The sequence below is a fragment of the Parabacteroides goldsteinii DSM 19448 = WAL 12034 genome, from assembly GCF_000969835.1.
In the GTDB taxonomy this organism is placed as follows: domain Bacteria; phylum Bacteroidota; class Bacteroidia; order Bacteroidales; family Tannerellaceae; genus Parabacteroides; species Parabacteroides goldsteinii.
Genome location: NZ_KQ033913.1, coordinates 1,845,368 through 1,861,920 on the forward strand (window position 1 = coordinate 1,845,368; position 16,553 = coordinate 1,861,920).

The following is a 16,553-nucleotide window of genomic DNA, read 5'->3' on the forward strand; positions in this document are numbered from 1 at the left end:
AAAGTTAGTTATTCTATTATAATGCTTCTGCGAAAGAGGCAAACATACAGCTCCAGGAAGTAGCACCGCTATCGGCGTAACCGATAGAACGTTCGCCGTAGTTACGGGCACGTCCGAAGTTTGCTTTCATGTTGACAGTTTCTTCAGCACCTCTGATAGCTGCTTCAGCACCTGCTGTCATGATTTCCTTGATATCGTCCGAAGTAGATGCTTCGATTGCCTCGATTGCGGGGATCAGGGCGTCCATCATGGTTTTATCACCCTTCTTAGCCTGTGTCTGTTTCTGCACATTTGCAAGGCCTCCGGCAAACATCTTCTTCACAGCGGCAGCATCCAGTTCAGTGCCGGCAGCGTTGTCGCTCATTCCAAGGAAAAATGCTCCTAACAGGGTACTTGTCGATCCGCTTGTTTCCAGCATCACGCCAAATCCCATGTCATTCAGCATAGATTTGAATTCTGTTCCTTTCTCGCCTGCTTTCACTACAACAGAGAAAGCAGTTACGATAGCCTGTCCGTGATCGCCGTCACCGATTACCGCATCCAGTTTAGAGAATTCGTCTTCGCGGGCTTTGATATGCGTTAAGGCGTTATTCAGCATACCTTTGAAAGCCTCAATAGTCAATTGTTTCATGTTTATTTGTTTATTTACCGATAGTTGTCCAATACGGTGCGTTTGCACTCTTGTTCTTTAAATAGTCAATATGATCTTCATCCAAAATACCTACGATCATCTGGAAACCGGCTTGTTCCTGAACTGTCAGGATTTCCTGGATACGACCGAATACTACTTCCAGACCACGTGCTTCCAATTCTTTGTAAGCCTTGCGGAAGATGATATTCAATTCCATATGAGTAGTAGCGCCTACGCCGTTGATGATAAGCATCATCTTGTCGCCAGCCTTCGGTTGCAGTTGCTGACACAGCAGGTCTACCATTTCGGCAGCAGTAGCATCGGCAGATACCAGCGGTTTCTGGCCGCCACCACCTTCACCGTGCTGTCCCATACCGATTTCCATGATACCGGCAGGCAGGTCAGTGATTGTAGCATCGTTTTGCGGATGAGTACAAGAACGCATAGCAACAGCCAAAGTAGCTACTTTTTCGTTGTAACGTTCGCCGATCTCGATCAGTTCGTCCAATGATTTGCCTTCGTCGGCAGCAGCACCCAGAATCTTATACAAAGGTACGCAGCCAGCCAAACCGCGACGATCGTTTGTCGGAGCACCGATACCAGCACTGATATCATCGTGAGTCAGAAGCTGTTTAACTTTAATGCCTACGCGTTCTGCCAGCTGGCAAGCCATGTTTGCACTCATCACGTCGCCTGAGTGGTTCAATACAACCAACAGGATACCTGCTTCGCGTTTCATCAATTGCAAAGCCTGGAACAGACGCTGTGCACCCGGAGCTGCAAATACGTCGCCTACAACGGAGCAGTCGAGCATACCGTCGCCTACGAAGCCGCTCAATGCAGGTTCGTGACCAGAACCGCCTAATGTAACGATAGCTACTTTGTCTTCGCTTTTCGGATTAGCGCGAACAACAACGTTTTCTGCAGCCAGCTTTACCTGATCAGGATAAGCCAATACATAACCTTCCAGCAATTCCGGAGTTACTTGTTCGGGATCATTTATAAATTTAGTCTTAATTTCTGCCATGGTGTTTTTCCTCCTTGTTTCGTTTAGGTTTATAAATTATTTGATTTCCATTAATTCGATTGCGATGCCTTCTTCTTCGATGAAAGCGATAGTCAGATGTTCGTCGCATACAGCCGGGCCAAAGATTACCTTTGCATCTTTCAGCGCTTCGTCCAGTGAAGGAACTGTATAAGCGATATGACCATTTGATTTAACCAATTCAGGCAGACAACTCTTTGCAGGATCGTCAAACTTCAGGAATTCGATCTTGTTAGGGCTCTTGCTGTAATCGGTTAACCATACGTTCAAACCTTCGTTGAACATTGCACCTTCTTGGTTTTCGTTGGTAATGATACCTACATGATTAAATGTTCTCATGATCACTAAAATTTAATGTTTAACTTCTATATTAATAATTCATTTATTTTATATCCACTTTATCTGGTAACGGACCCGACCTTGCCTACCTAGTAGGTTAACCGTGTCTACCTAGTAGGTAGATCATGCCTACCAAGTAGGTAGACCACAACAGGCAAAAACTACCCATTTTCCTTCTCCTTCGTTTTGTTAAAGCCAATCCTGGACAATACGCCTAAAACGATTACAACAGCACCGGCTATATACAAATAAGTAAAGATTCCGTGTACATTATCGTTCTGTCCGTACGAGTGCATGCCGCTCAGGAAATAATTCACTCCGAAGAATGTCATCAATACGGATGAGAAAGCAACGACCGAGCACAGATTGAATAACCAGTCGCTATACCAGCGTCTCACCAGATGAAGGTGAACAACCACGGCATAAACCACCATCGTAATCAATGCCCATGTTTCTTTCGGGTCCCATCCCCAGTAACGTCCCCATGACTCGTTCGCCCAAACGGCACCGAGGAATGTTCCGATCGTCATCAAAGCCAGTCCTACCCAGAGCGACATTTCATTGACGATAGTCAGTTCTTTCACACGGGCTTTCAGTAATTCCGTATTTTTCTTTCCGGCGATACTCGTCATCACCAGGTTCGTCAGTCCGATCAGGCAGCTGATACCGAAGAAGCCATAAGCGGCAACGATTACGGCTACATGGAACATCAGCCACGGCGATTTCAGTACCGGAACGAGCGGATTGATTTCCGGGTCCATCCAGTTCAGTCCGGAGACGAACAGGATAATACCGCCGAACAAAGTAGCCAGTGCAAAGGTCACCGTACTGCGTCTTACAAACAGCAGACCGGCCAAGACTGTAGCCCAGGCAACATATACCATTGTTTCATACGAATTACTCCACGGTGCATATCCGGCAATATACCAACGCATCCCCATGCCGTACATGTGTAAAAGGAATACAGCCAACACGCCTATTCCCACTATCCAGAGACCAGCCTTCATCCACTTCTGCTGTTTGAACAGCATGGCGAAAGAGAGTACAAGCATCAATCCTCCCAGGATCAGATAGCCTTTCTTACACTGACGGAACACGTCCATCTTGTTATATTTCAATTCAGTCTCTATCTTTTTCGGAGAGATATCCAGTGTTTTGTTCTTTGCCTGCTGATAAGTACTGATCATGTCGATCACCTCATTGGCTTTCGACCAGTCGCCACCCTGCAAAGCATCCTGCACTTCGGCCAGATACCAACCCATGATGCGGGAAACAAACATGGAGTCCTTGCCGGCAAATCCGGACAAGTCATCACCGGGGGCATACCATTTATGGTTAGGATCGTCCTCTTTCGGGAACAGGTTCAACATCTGGTAATTGATCAACTGGTGGAAGATGTTGATCTGCTCGTCCAGTTTCAGCAGGTCCTTGTCGAAACGGGTCCGTTCGGCAGGCATCTTGTTGTAGGCTTCCTCCAGTTTCTGTTGCAATTTATAATCGCCTTTATTATCGAACGCCTGAAGATAAGCACATTCGCCGTCTGTCAGGTCGTAATAATTAGCCAGTTCTTTATTGGATAAAGCGATAAAAGGAACACGCATCCACATATCCGGCATGGAAAGCAGGCTCAGCAGGAACTGGTCGGAGTTCAGATTTCCGATCTTGTCCGACTTATGCAACTTACGCAGGATTTCCGAAGAAAAGGTATTGATAGGCATCATACGGCCGCTATGCGACTGGATCGGCAATGCGCCGAACTTAGCGGCATGTTCCGGAGACACCGCATATTTCTGTACGGCATCCAGCATGGACGAAGTTTCTTCTTTCGCATTTACCGACACCGATAATGCCAGCAAAGCGATAATCATTGTTGCCGATTGTGCAACAGAACGAAATTCTTTCAAACGGCGGCTCAACGCCATAAAGCGGGAATTCTTCCCTACTAAGGATAAGATAAGACCGATTACCAACAACAGGTAACCTGTATACGTTATATTCCGTCCGGCTACATCGCGGTTGACGGAAAGTACGGTACCCTGTTCGTCCGGATCGTAAGAAGCCTGGAAGAAACGGTAACCTTTTACATCTAACACATTATTCATAAATACATGTTCGTGGCGTGTTTTACCATCTACATGCACCAGCAATTCGCTTTCATAAGAAGACGGACTGGACGAACCCGGATAGCGGGTTAAAGTAAATTTCACCAATTCTACAGTGAAGGGTAAAGTGTGGAATGTTGTCAGATCGCCCTGGCGGACTGCTATCTGATCGGTTGATTCTCCTTCGCGGATATGAAGGATGCCTTCTTCGCCGAACTGGAAGGATGTGAGGGCGCCAAGAAGGATAATGATAAAGGAAGTATGAACAACCATTAAGCCCCATCTGTGCAGCTTGCAATATTGGTACTTAACAGCAATGACAATAAAATTAACGACTAAAAGAAACTGCAACAAAAAGAATAAGGGGGAATAATAAATCATTGCTTTGGCAGCTGCTGTTCCATGATACTTTTCTATAAAAGTGGCGACAGCCAGGCCAAAACCATAGAGGAGTAACAAGATAATTGTTGTTACAAAGGAAGATAGTATTCTTTCGAGAGTTGCTTTCATTTGTTGTTTTATTAAGTTATGCCGCCAAAGATAAGAATTTTCAATTAAGTGACCCCGGCCTTTCCGGGGCCACCTAATAGATTTTATCTATATCCAGGACATATCTTAGGGATTAGTCTTCGATGATTACACGGAAACCTACGTTAAATACACGCTGGTACGGATAGTAAGCCTTACGTGCATAAGCAGTAGAGAATTTCGGACGTTCGATATATGAACCACCACGAACCACTTTATGATCTGAAGTCAGTTTTGTCTTCGGATTATACGGATAAGGCACATAGTCTGAACGGGTCCATTCTGAAACATTACCGTGCATGTTATACAAACCGAACGGGTTGGCTTCATATACCTTTTCGCCTGTCTGGATCAGCTGACCGTCGTCTACTCCTTCTTCTTTCGGCAGATAAGTATAATACTTATACCAATAAGAATTCGGAGACATCGGTTTCGGGTCTACGCCACTTACTGCGAACAGTAAAGTAGTCTTGTCAGCCAGGTTTTCATATTTACCGAAGTCAGTATTCATATCACCATACCAGAAATCACTGTCGCTACCTGCGCGGCAAGCCCATTCCCATTGTGCTTCTGTCGGAAGCGTAATGTTCAGACCTGTCTTTTCGCTCAGTTGCTTACAATAATCCATTGCATCATTGTAGTTTACACGGATTACCGGTTGATTCGGCTCGTTAGCCGGATAACCCTGTACCACGTGGTCTTTCCACAACTGGTCTACGAAACGGCTGTCATGATCCGGATAAATCACATTGAACTGCTGGTTGGTAATTTCCATTTCACCCATCCAGAACGGTTTGTCGATCTTCACCTTAGCAGTAGGATAAGCATCAGATTCGCCATTATAGCTACCCATTACGAATTCACCGGCAGGGATACGAACGAAATTGATCTTCACGCCCGGAGCGATTTCAACCTCTTTACGGTTGCTCGTTTCCTTTGCAAGCATATCTTTGATAGCTGCTTTGTCGAACGGCCAGCCTTTAGCTTTCACATTCTTCACCTTTACAGGAGCTGCCTTTTCAGGCATAACCGGAGTGATCGGGCCCTGAGCTTTCAGATAAGAAGCGTAGTCAGCGATTTCTTTCTTCCAGTCCACACCCATGCCATTAGCATATTTGTCAGTCAATTCTTTACGACGTTCGATCTGATCGAATCCCTGGTACGGGATGATTTCCTTACCCAGAACATTTGCATCGAAATAACCTTTATCAGGAGCATTATAGTCGATCCAGTTGTACAGTTTCAACCATTCTGCGTCAGTCAGTTTCACGTTATGGTGACCCTTCTTCAGGATACGAACCAATTCGCTGGTGTTCGGATGATATTCATACGGCTGAAGAACAACCATATCACCTTCACCACCCTGACGGTGTACGTACGGATGAATGTTCAGATAAGATGTGCCATAACCCAGTTTGTCTTTCTTACCGCCACGCAGGTCGAATGCCTTGCCTTCGCCATTATGACAAGCGATACAAGCACGATCCAGGATAGGCTGAATTTCCAAGTCGAATGTGAATGAACGAACACCACCTTCAGGAGCCTTCAACGGAGCAGCCGCTTTCTGAGAAGCCATCACACGTTTCGGGATAGGAATCTGATTCTGGTCTTCGTGACAACCGATACAAGATACCACTTCACCCGGCTGGCCGGTTACCCAACTACGCATCCACTGAACAGCAACGCCGTCCTTGTCGATCGGCTGGATAGAAATCGGAGTATTAGCCGGGACTTTGAAGATAGCCGAACCGTCTTCTTCAACAGGTACAGTACCTAACAAACGTTTGATATCCCAACCACTCTGGATACCATGCCAGTTGTGGTCTGAACGAGTCTTCACATAAGCATATTCATAAGCATGCAGACGAAGTTCTTTTACAGTTCCGCGAGGAATACCGCGCAGACCTTCACCTTCATAAATATCCTGAATAAAGATAGTTGCTTCTTTTTCATTCAGCTTCACACGATCAGGAATTGCCGGAGGTGTTTTTGTTTCCTTCACCAGAATCGGGCTGATATAACCTTCACCTTCTGCCTGCATCAGACAAGTTACGTTATCATAGATATCGACCAGATAAAGTCCCCACAAAGACTGCGGGTCTAACTTGGCTGCAACCAGGAAATATTTGTCATTCAGCGGAGTCGGTTTAACGAACTGAGGCCATACGCCATTTACCAATTCGTCTTTGATCAACTCTTGGATAGGACGGTTACGGTGAGGAATTTCCTGAACCATACCCTGTACATTCTTACGTCCCTTTGTCGGGTCGAAGATGATCAGACGTCCTGAACGGGCAACACCGTGGTGTCCTGAGATAATACCAACGAAAGCAGAACCATGTCCGGGCAACGGCTGAATGTCGAACGTACTGTTCGGGAACATTGAACCACTACCATACAAAGCCTTGTTTTCTGTTCCGTCCGGATTCATATGCATCACGATACGAGAATAATAGTGAGTCAGGTCAGTATATTCCCAACGGGTATACATCACACGTCCGTTATTCATTACAACCGGGTTCCAATTGGCATCCTGGTCAAATGTCAGACGACGCAGATTCTTCTGTTCCGGAGTATAAAGAACCATATTACCAACCGGGTCATCACCACTTACGCAAGGAACACCCTGGTAACCGATGTTGGAGTTAGCAATAATACGTCCGTCCGGAAGATAAGTACCATCATAAAATTCCAAGTCAGGTTCTTCATTCTCGATCAGCTTTTTGCAACCTGTACCATCCAGTTTTACTTCGTATACATTCCAACGTTTGTCGTTCTCGCCCATCAGGGTTGTGAACATAACGCGGTTTGCATCCCAGTGCATTCTCAGGTCAGCGATAGAGGCATCGGGGACGATCGGTTTGAAGATACTCTTCATCTGCATGTCACCACGCAGGTTAGACAATTCAACGATCTCTGCATCGAAACCACTACGGCGGGCAGATTCCTGGTTACTCCAGTTGTTAGCTTGTGTTCCCAAAGAAGGAGCCATTGCCTGACGAGCAGTAGAGCCTAATTTATAACGTACGGCAACAATCTTGTCTGCATCCAACAACGGGTTGCCTAACAAAATAGCCTTCTTATTATCCAATGCCTTGCGAGCATCGGCAATAGCTTGTTCGTCTCCTTTGTAAATGCCACTGAAACCTTTCTGCTGAAGTTGTACCAATTCATTCAGCATCGGCTGATATTTAACAGCATCAAAACCTTTCTGCTTGCTCATATCTGCAAATGCCAACTTGATAGCATCGATATTCAGCCATTCCAGTTCGCCCTGAAGCGCATAAACATCCTGAAGTTTTTCAAACAACTCCAGATATTTACGGATTTGTGTATTTACATCTTTTTCGTTAGCGATCTGCTGAACGACACTCTTATAATAAGAACCGTCTTTCAACTTACCTACCATTGCTTCTACTGCTTGTTTTTCAATAGAGGCATCCGGGGTGATCAACCAAGTGTCCAAACCGTCCATCATAGCGCCCAGCATACCGATCTGTTCCGGATATTTAGCGATCAGTTCATCGCCGACAAACTTCGGAACAACGTTCAATGCCTGGAAATACACGCTACCGCCGGAAGAAGTATCGTCGATACCTACTTCAGCTTCAAAACGAACATATTCACCTTTAATAGGATAAACCAAAGTTCCGTTTGCATGACAGAAAACACCGTGTTTGTATTCTTTGCCTGCAATGAAAATCTCATGGTCGTAAGCATTAATATTCATTTTTGGCTTTGCCCAACCGGCAACACCATATTCGAAAGGAACTTCATCCAACCAAACAGCAGTACCGTCCGCTTTAATCAAACGGGCATTACCCCAAACAGCCTGGTCGTAATCAGAACCATCCGGACCTCCGGCAGTGATAAGCACCAGCTTATCTACGCCTTTCAAGTCAACAGCAAAAGGTTCTGCTTTTTCCTTATGCTTCTTGAAAGAGGAAATAATCGGCATTCCTGTTTTCTGAAGCTTGGTTTGCAGTTCCGTTTTTGCTTTAATTGATGCATCAATCCAGGTATCCACCTTCTTTTGTTTCGGCGCAGCCGAAACAAGGAAGGAAGTAGATAAAAAGAGTGATACTAATAAAAAATATTTATTCATGTATCTCAATATTAATATAAGGTGTTAACAACTACGATTGGAGTTAGAGAGACGCCTTCGGGTTTGTGAAACGCAAACCGTCATTGTCATGATAACAAGCCCATTCGTCAACGATAGCACCTTCCGGTCCTGCCATCATGAAATGGAATGATTCAAGTTCTTTCAGACGCAATACATCACCGACTTTCTGAACTACGAAGTTTTTGCTCTTGATAGGTCCGTGACTTGCAGGAATTGCAGGAGCGTTCGGAGTTTCGTCACCAAGTACAGAGAAGTTATAAACCCATCCCTTTTCAACCATCCATGATTCGTGTTTTGCAGGGAATTTAGTTTTTACGTGAGCGTGTTCAGGGATCATCTGTCCCGGAAGCAGATAGATAGCGTGAGCGAAGTATCCGTGTTCTGCATCGTTGATCCAGAAAATACCACCCATACCAACGTTTTCAAAGTCACCCAGACCGAAATCTGTAACCCACATGTCTTTAGCCATCAGTTCTGTAAAAGGAACATCATAGAACTTAAACATGTCTTTCATTGCTTCGATAGCTACTGCCTGATCGAATTTGCCGTCTTTGTAGAAGTCGGCGTTTGTGTACTTCTTAGAATAAGTCATTTCTTTATTAGTTTTACAATTAGAATTTTTATCGCATTTGCTCTGTTCAGTGCATTCGCCCTCTCCGTTGCAACAAGTAGCGTCACTTGTTTTGTTACCAGTACATGCAACCATAGAACTTAATAAAAGCCCCACAGCCATTGTTTTAATACTCAATCCTTTTTTCATTTTTGTTTTAATTTATGTTAGTAATATTTGCTTTATTTCGCCAAACGGTCAACATGATATGGCAGGGGTTACAACACTGCTATTCCCTCAATCTCAATTAATAATTCATCCCGACAAACATCAGCCCACATATATGATATGGGGATATTCAACTCATACGCATTCAAAAGCCTTTCAGCTTCTTCAAAGAAAGATTTCTCTTTCAGATAGACCCGGAGCATTTTCAACTTCGCCTCACCGATCAGTTCAGCGATATTCTCCATCGTAATATGAAGCTGACGCTCCAACCCCACTCCTATCAAACTCTCCTCGCCACGGATAGCCGCAGTTCCGGAGATATAGATCACCTCACGTTCTCCAAATGTCATGCTCTTAGCGCGCTCGAACTTCGGAGTCGTCTTTTTGCTGTGGGCCGGCTCCAGTACTCCTTCGGAATAAGCGTGGGCAGCCACCTGCAATTTATTGTCGATCGGTGTTGCATAACAATCCGGATTCGAGAATACGGCAGCATCCAGATCAACCAGTATGCCTCCCAGATTCGCACCGATACCCGTTGCTGCCGGATAACCGTTTTCCCAGGTTGTCATGGCATAATAATCGCTACGGGCATTATTGAATATCTGATAATGCTGGTCTTCACCGTCAAACTTAGTGATCTGCTCGATATAGTTCCACTGGCGGATGATGCTGTTGATCGGGAATCCTTCCTTCCTCAACAACTCCGATACCAGCTTGAACACTTCTTTCGACTGTTGCTCGATACCGAAATTAATCACATCGCCATGGAAACCTCCGGCAAACAGGAAACGGCCGCTGCCATTTACCAATACCACATACGGGAATGTCCCGATATGTTTATATGTAATATGGTCTCCTTTATCCGGCGTATATGTATGAGCCTCCAGTATCAAACCTCCGTTCAATGGCGGCTGGGATACATAACTCAACACCGGTTCATGGTTCCCATAGTATTTACGTACCTTTTCACGCAACATTACGCGGCGCGAAACATATTGTTCATTATCATCCGGCATGCCGAAAAAGGCCAACCTGAATATTTGTTCGTTCTGCGGTAATTGGGCAAGCAGCTTATCCACCATTTCCTCAAAATCCGCTTTCTCAGTAGTGTAAATGTTATAACGTATCTTCTCGCAATAATTCATCGATCCCTCCTTTTAGAGTGAGTTTACATATTCAACCAAAGCCTCAATATCTTTCTTGGATACCTTCTTATCAATTCCATGCTTGTGCACTTCAAAGACTTCCTCCATTGTAGCTGCACGACCATCGAACAAATAAGGAGCCGTACGCCAGACTTCTCTTAAAGTCGGAGTATCCCACCCTTTTTCAAACTCGATATCTTCACCGATACGATGCATCTTCATGTCTGTATAATATGGTCCGCTATGACATTCACCACATTTTAGTTTTTCAAAGACTTTACGTCCTTCTTTCGCCTTATCGGACAATTCGCCGTTCACCAGCAAAGGACTCGGCACCGGACGCAATGACGTCAGATATTCATCCACGCATTTTGCATCATCTTCAGTAATATCGAAGAACTGGATGAAGTTATATCCTGCACGCACGGCAACCTCCGCAGAAGCACGGATTCCTGAAATCATATTAGGAGGAGTCACATGGCTAAACAACAAACTTTTGCAGTTCTTTGAGTTTCCTACGCCATCGTTCATCAAATCCCAGTTCATGCCATCCGTACGGGCATCCCCCGGGTGGCAACCGTTACAACTCTGCCAGTTCTGGAAACAGTGGGAGGCGTCGTTGAAATATTTTTCTCCTTTATTTATATTGCTTTCCGTACGTCCCGGATTCAATTCTGTCGACGTTACTTCACGGGTATTAATATCCATTACATTCAGAACATCGGCAAAATAAGTAGGAACAACCAGTTTCTCGTTGGTCAGAGCCATCGCACGGGGACCGTTACCCTGCAACGGAACACGTTCGCGAATGCCATACAGGAAATTCAGGTCATAATCCAGCACCGCCTTATTGGGATAGGCTTCAAACTTTTCACGCAAAGCCGGATGATCGATCACACTCACCTCATGAGTACCGGAATGCGAAATAAAGATATGGTCGTCATTACAATCGATGCTCCAGATACCGGCAGCTCCTCTTTCCGGTTCGTCAACAACAACGGCACCGACAAACTCCTGCTTTTCCGTATCGATGATACTGAAAGCGCTCGTATTCATCCATCCCTGCTGCAACTGCGAAGTCGGAACGGCGAAACGTCCCAAATTATGCGACACATATACATATTTGCCGTCAGGCGTAATACAAATGCCACGCAAAGCATTACTACCGTTTGCCAGCTGAATATCTTTCACTTTGGTAAAACCATCCATTTCAATCACGGAAACACAGGCTGCCACATAATCCAGGTCCGCACGTTGTGCCGGCAGGAAGTTTGTTACATACATATATTTACCGTCTTTGCTGAATACGGCGGATTTCGGTTCGCGAAGTACCTTAACCGTGCGTAGTACTTTATGATTCACCGGATCAATTTCCGACACGGTGTTTTCGAACTGGTTACAGACATAGATTGTCTTTTTATCCGGTCCGAACATCGGATGACAGGCACCCGACCCTGTAGGGATAGCAGCTTCCACCCTACCCGATTCCAACAATAAGATCTGTAACTTCCCCGTCTTCTCAAAGGTCGTCACATAGGCCTTATCGCCATCAACCAGAATACCGGTCGGCGTTTCATCCATGGGGAAAGAACGCAGCAGTTTGCCGTCGGCTGAAAATACATCCACCCGCTTCATTCCTTTTTCAGTCAGAAGCATTTCCCCTTTATCATTCAGTTTTATATCAGTCGTAAAAAAAGGCGGATTATCAGCCGATGCAAATGAGATGCAACAACTGACAAAGCATGCCATCAATGAAGTTCTTAATATGTATTTACTCGTCCTCATGGTATTATTTATTTTTTTGTGTTTTTACTATATCCTAATTCAGCCGAAATATTCTGAGCGACCTCCTTGATGCTCGCAACCGTTGAATGGAATATTTCTTTTGTTAACCTGTCTTTGGGACCCGATATCCAGATGGCGCCACATGGATAGCCTGTGTAGTTAAAGATAGGAGCACCTACACAGATCACACCATTCAATTCTTCTTCATTATCCATAGCATAACCCAGCTTACGGACTTTTTCCAATTCTTCCAGGTAAGCATCCCGGTTAGTAATCGTCCGCGCATTATACTTCGCAAATGTCATATACGACAAATACCGGTCGCGGACCGTGTTTGGCAGATAAGCCATAATCGCTTTTCCGGGTGCAGAACAATGTAATTCAAATGATTTCCCCGGCGATAGAACAAAGCGGAACGTATGATGTCCCTGCGCCTGCTCTATAAAAATTCCTTTCTCATCTCCTAGTACACCAAAACAGGCAGTCTCCCCTACTTTATCACGCAAATCACGCAAACAAGGCAATACTGTCTCCAACAAATTATGTTCATTCAACGATCTGAAGCCCAAAGTTAGCAATTTTCGGGACAATTTGTAGCGTTTTGTGTCTTCATTATAGTTAAGATAATCCAATCGAACCAAAGTGTTCAAAATACGATAAGCAGTAGTCTGGGAGATATCCAGCTTATTCTTAATATCTTGCAGCGTCTCACCCTGTGGACGAAGCGAAAGATATTCAAGCACCGCAATTCCTTTCTCCAAATTCGGCACCTTATAATTTTCTTCTCCTTTTTCCATATTTGGAATAACGCTTTCCATATTTGAAATATTGTTTCAGATTTGAATCAAATATAAAAGAGTCACGTTAAAAAGCAGTAAGATGTTTGTAAAATATCGTTAAGTATGCTGTAAAACATTCTACTAGCCAAAACCATTATCTCCGTTTGTCCGTTTCTACCATCCGGCACTCTATATTACGTATTTGGGATTTACTATTTTTTCCTATAACTTATCACAGCCAATACATTAAATAATACAGCAAAAAGACAAACGACAATGAAATGTCCGCTCAAATCGGAAAACGAACTGCCTTTCAGATAAACCATACGCATCACTTCTATAAAATAACGTACCGGATTAAATAATGTTATAGTCTGTGCCCATTGCGGCATACTGCTGATCGGGGTAAAAAGTCCGCTCAACAAAGCAAATATAATCAAGAAGAAGAAAGCCGTGAACATCGCCTGTTGCTGGTTGGACGATATAGAAGATATTGCCAATCCCAAACCTGTAAAAGCAATCAGATAAACTGCCGCAAACAAATAAATAATCCCCATATTGCCGACCGGCAGCAAACCGTAAATAATCCATGCCACAATGGCCCCGATCGTCAACAGAATAAAACCGATTACCCAGAAAGGAATCAGCTTCGACAGCAAGAACAATGTTTTGGGGACAGGCGTCACATTAATCTGTTCGATGGTCCCTTTCTCCTTCTCGCTGACTATATTCAGGGCCGAAAGGAAACCACCGATAATCGTCAACAAAAAGACCAGGATACCCGGCACCATATAATTCTTATAATTCAGATGCGGATTAAAAAGAGCTGTCGCCCGCACTCCACTACTCACGGCAGCAGAGGTGAAACCTTTATCCCGGTTAAAATCCTGAATAATTTGTGTGAGGTAAGAGCTACCCATCCCTCCTTTTGTTCCGTTCACTGCGTTTGCAGCAATCAGGACATCCGCCTTTCCTTCCCGGCCAAGCTCCTGTTCAAACTTTGCCGGGATTTCAAGCAGCAGGTCCGACTCGTTACTTTCTATCGAGGTGATCGCCTGATCATAACTGGAAGACACATCGGTCAGCCGGAAATAACCGGACGAAAGAATCTTTTCGACCAGCTGCACAGACACCACGGAATGATCATGGTCAATCACTCCCAGATTGATATTACGCATTTCGAAATTGGCGGCAAAAGGCAGGATAAGCAATTGCATCAACGGTACCAAAAAGATGATGCGCGGTAAAAACCGGTCGCGCTTGATCTGCTTAAACTCTTTTTCAAGTAAATATCGTAATGTTTTCATAACTTCTTATCTCACAAACGAGTCTTAAAACGTTTCACACTAAGAATCACCAGGAATATGACCATAAACGACAGTATCCCTATCTCCTTCAGGATGGCTCCGGCACTTAACCCTTTTATCATCACATCTTTCACTGCGATAATATACCATTTGGCCGGCACGATATTGGAAAGCCATTGCAATATATCAGGCATGTTCTCTATGGGAAATACCATGCCGCTGAGCAGAATCACCGGCAGCATCAACACCATAGCACTAATCAGCATGGCAGCCTGTTGCGTGTCGGCTATCGTCGATATCAACAGACCGAGGCAAAGGGAAACCAGGGCGTACAGGATGGAAACTGCCACCAGCAGAACCAGGCTCCCCGCAATCGGAACCTTCAGCAGGAAATAAGACAGAGCAAGGATTGTCGCCACATTCACTATACTCAATAAAAGATAGGGGATCGCTTTTGCCAGAATGATATAGACCGGCTTCATCGGCGAAACCAGCAACACTTCCATCGTACCCATCTCCTTCTCCTTCACGATGCCTACGGAGGTCATCAAGGCACATATCAGTATTAAGATCAATCCCATTACCCCCGGCACAAAGTTGTAGGCGCCTTTCATGGTGGGGTTGTAGAGAAGGTGAGTGACCGGCGTAATGCCAGCCTGCATAAGCTGCGCTTTTTCTTCCGACTGAAGGAGATTTCCTTGTATCTCCGCTTTGGCAGAAGCGATGATGGTGGTTGCATAAGCGGTCAGCTGGGTCGCTTCGTTCGGGTCGGTTGCATCTGCCAGCAACTGGACATCCGCATCCGCCGTGGAAGCATATTGGGGCGGAAAAACAACGACCAGTTTAATCTTACCCTGTTTAAAGAGGGATTGAGCTTCCGCTTCGCTGTCTACCATTTTATACAAATCAAAATACTCGCTTGCCCCCAGATGTTCGGTGATTTTCCGGCTCACTTCATCCCGGCTTTGGTCGAACACGGCAATCGGCACACATTTTATTTCCGTCGTAATCGCATAGCCGAACAGAATAATCAGGATAATCGGCATAGCCAATAAAATCAACATGGTCCGTTTGTCGCGGAAGATGTGGAAGAATTCTTTGCGGATAAAAGATATAAACTGTTTCATAACTATTCACCTCTTGTTGCTTTTCGCGCCAGGGCACGGAACACATCATTCATATTTTCGGCATGGAAAGACGATTTCAAAGCAGCCGGACTGTCCAGCGCTTCGATTTTTCCATCGACCATAATAGAGACACGGTTACAATATTCGGCTTCGTCCATGTAATGGGTGGTGACAAAGACTGTGATATTGCGTTCCGCCGCTTTATAGATCAACTCCCAAAACTGACGGCGGGTAACCGGATCAACACCACCCGTCGGCTCATCCAGAAAAACAATACGGGGTTCGTGGATGATAGCGACGGAAAAAGCCAGCTTCTGCTTCCAGCCTAAAGGCAACGCATCGACCAACGTGTTCCGCTCGCCCTCCAAATCCAGTACATCGAGCAGTTCGTCCGTCTTCTCCGCCAGCTTTTTCTTTGACAGACCGTAGATACCGCCATACAAACGGATATTTTCCCAGACTTTCAAGTCGCCGTACAGGGAAAACTTCTGACTCATATAGCCGATATGGCGTTTGATCTGCTCGGTCTCCTTATATACATCAAAACCTGCCACACGGGCTTTGCCGGAAGTGGGTGTCGACAGTCCGCAAAGCATACGCATCGCCGTCGTCTTTCCGGCGCCATTGGCTCCCAGGAAACCAAAGATCTCTCCTTCTCCCACTTCAAAGCTGATATGATCTACCGCGGTAAAAGTTCCGAAGCGCTTAGTCAGACTGTCTGTTTCTATTACGTTCATTGTATATATACTTTTATCAGATAAAATTCTCATATATTATGATACTGCATTCTCATATATTATACAATTCCAATATCATAATATATGAGAATTTTCTATCACAATATATGGTATTACATTTCAC

12 protein-coding genes are annotated in these 16,553 nt (G+C 44.9%); all 12 read right to left on the reverse strand.

Features of this window, described 5'->3' with window-relative positions; genetic code table 11:
• Nucleotides 1–16 precede the first annotated feature (16 nt).
• Nucleotides 17–631: a DAK2 domain-containing protein gene (locus tag HMPREF1535_RS20600; protein ID WP_007655983.1), complete on the reverse strand. Its 615-nt coding sequence runs from the start codon at nt 629–631 to the stop codon at nt 17–19.
• Between the two features lie 10 nt (nt 632–641).
• On the reverse strand, nt 642–1,658 hold the full coding sequence (locus tag HMPREF1535_RS20605; protein WP_007655981.1) for a dihydroxyacetone kinase subunit DhaK: 1,017 nt from the start codon (nt 1,656–1,658) through the stop codon (nt 642–644).
• A 36-nt stretch (nt 1,659–1,694) separates the two neighbouring features.
• Nucleotides 1,695–2,015 (reverse strand): hypothetical protein, encoded by a 321-nt coding sequence (locus HMPREF1535_RS20610; protein ID WP_007655979.1) that lies wholly within the window; start codon nt 2,013–2,015, stop codon nt 1,695–1,697.
• A gap of 161 nt (nt 2,016–2,176) precedes the next feature.
• Entirely contained in the window at nt 2,177–4,627 is a 2,451-nt protein-coding gene (locus HMPREF1535_RS20615) for a cytochrome c biogenesis protein CcsA (RefSeq protein WP_046147334.1), read from the reverse strand.
• A gap of 112 nt (nt 4,628–4,739) precedes the next feature.
• The gene (locus HMPREF1535_RS20620; RefSeq protein WP_046147335.1) at nt 4,740–8,750 is read right to left on the reverse strand and encodes an SUMF1/EgtB/PvdO family nonheme iron enzyme; all 4,011 of its coding nucleotides are present in this window, start codon (nt 8,748–8,750) and stop codon (nt 4,740–4,742) included.
• 43 nt (nt 8,751–8,793) lie between these two features.
• Nucleotides 8,794–9,531, reverse strand: a complete 738-nt coding sequence (locus tag HMPREF1535_RS20625; protein ID WP_007655974.1) for a cupin domain-containing protein — start codon at nt 9,529–9,531, stop codon at nt 8,794–8,796.
• A gap of 68 nt (nt 9,532–9,599) precedes the next feature.
• Complete coding sequence (locus tag HMPREF1535_RS20630) at nt 9,600–10,694, reverse strand: chorismate transformation FkbO/Hyg5 family protein (RefSeq protein ID WP_010802812.1); 1,095 nt, start codon at nt 10,692–10,694, stop codon at nt 9,600–9,602.
• Nucleotides 10,695–10,706: 12 nt separating this feature from the next.
• Nucleotides 10,707–12,479 (reverse strand): YncE family protein, encoded by a 1,773-nt coding sequence (locus HMPREF1535_RS20635; protein ID WP_046147336.1) that lies wholly within the window; start codon nt 12,477–12,479, stop codon nt 10,707–10,709.
• Nucleotides 12,480–12,487: 8 nt separating this feature from the next.
• Nucleotides 12,488–13,297, reverse strand: a complete 810-nt coding sequence (locus HMPREF1535_RS20640; protein WP_007655969.1) for an IclR family transcriptional regulator — start codon at nt 13,295–13,297, stop codon at nt 12,488–12,490.
• 173 nt (nt 13,298–13,470) lie between these two features.
• A complete protein-coding gene (locus tag HMPREF1535_RS20645; RefSeq protein WP_046147337.1) occupies nt 13,471–14,565 on the reverse strand; it encodes an ABC transporter permease in 1,095 nt (364 codons plus the stop codon).
• A gap of 11 nt (nt 14,566–14,576) precedes the next feature.
• Entirely contained in the window at nt 14,577–15,692 is a 1,116-nt protein-coding gene (locus HMPREF1535_RS20650) for an ABC transporter permease (protein WP_046147338.1), read from the reverse strand.
• A gap of 2 nt (nt 15,693–15,694) precedes the next feature.
• The gene (locus HMPREF1535_RS20655; RefSeq protein WP_010802809.1) at nt 15,695–16,429 is read right to left on the reverse strand and encodes an ABC transporter ATP-binding protein; all 735 of its coding nucleotides are present in this window, start codon (nt 16,427–16,429) and stop codon (nt 15,695–15,697) included.
• Between the last annotated feature and the right edge of the window lie 124 nt (nt 16,430–16,553).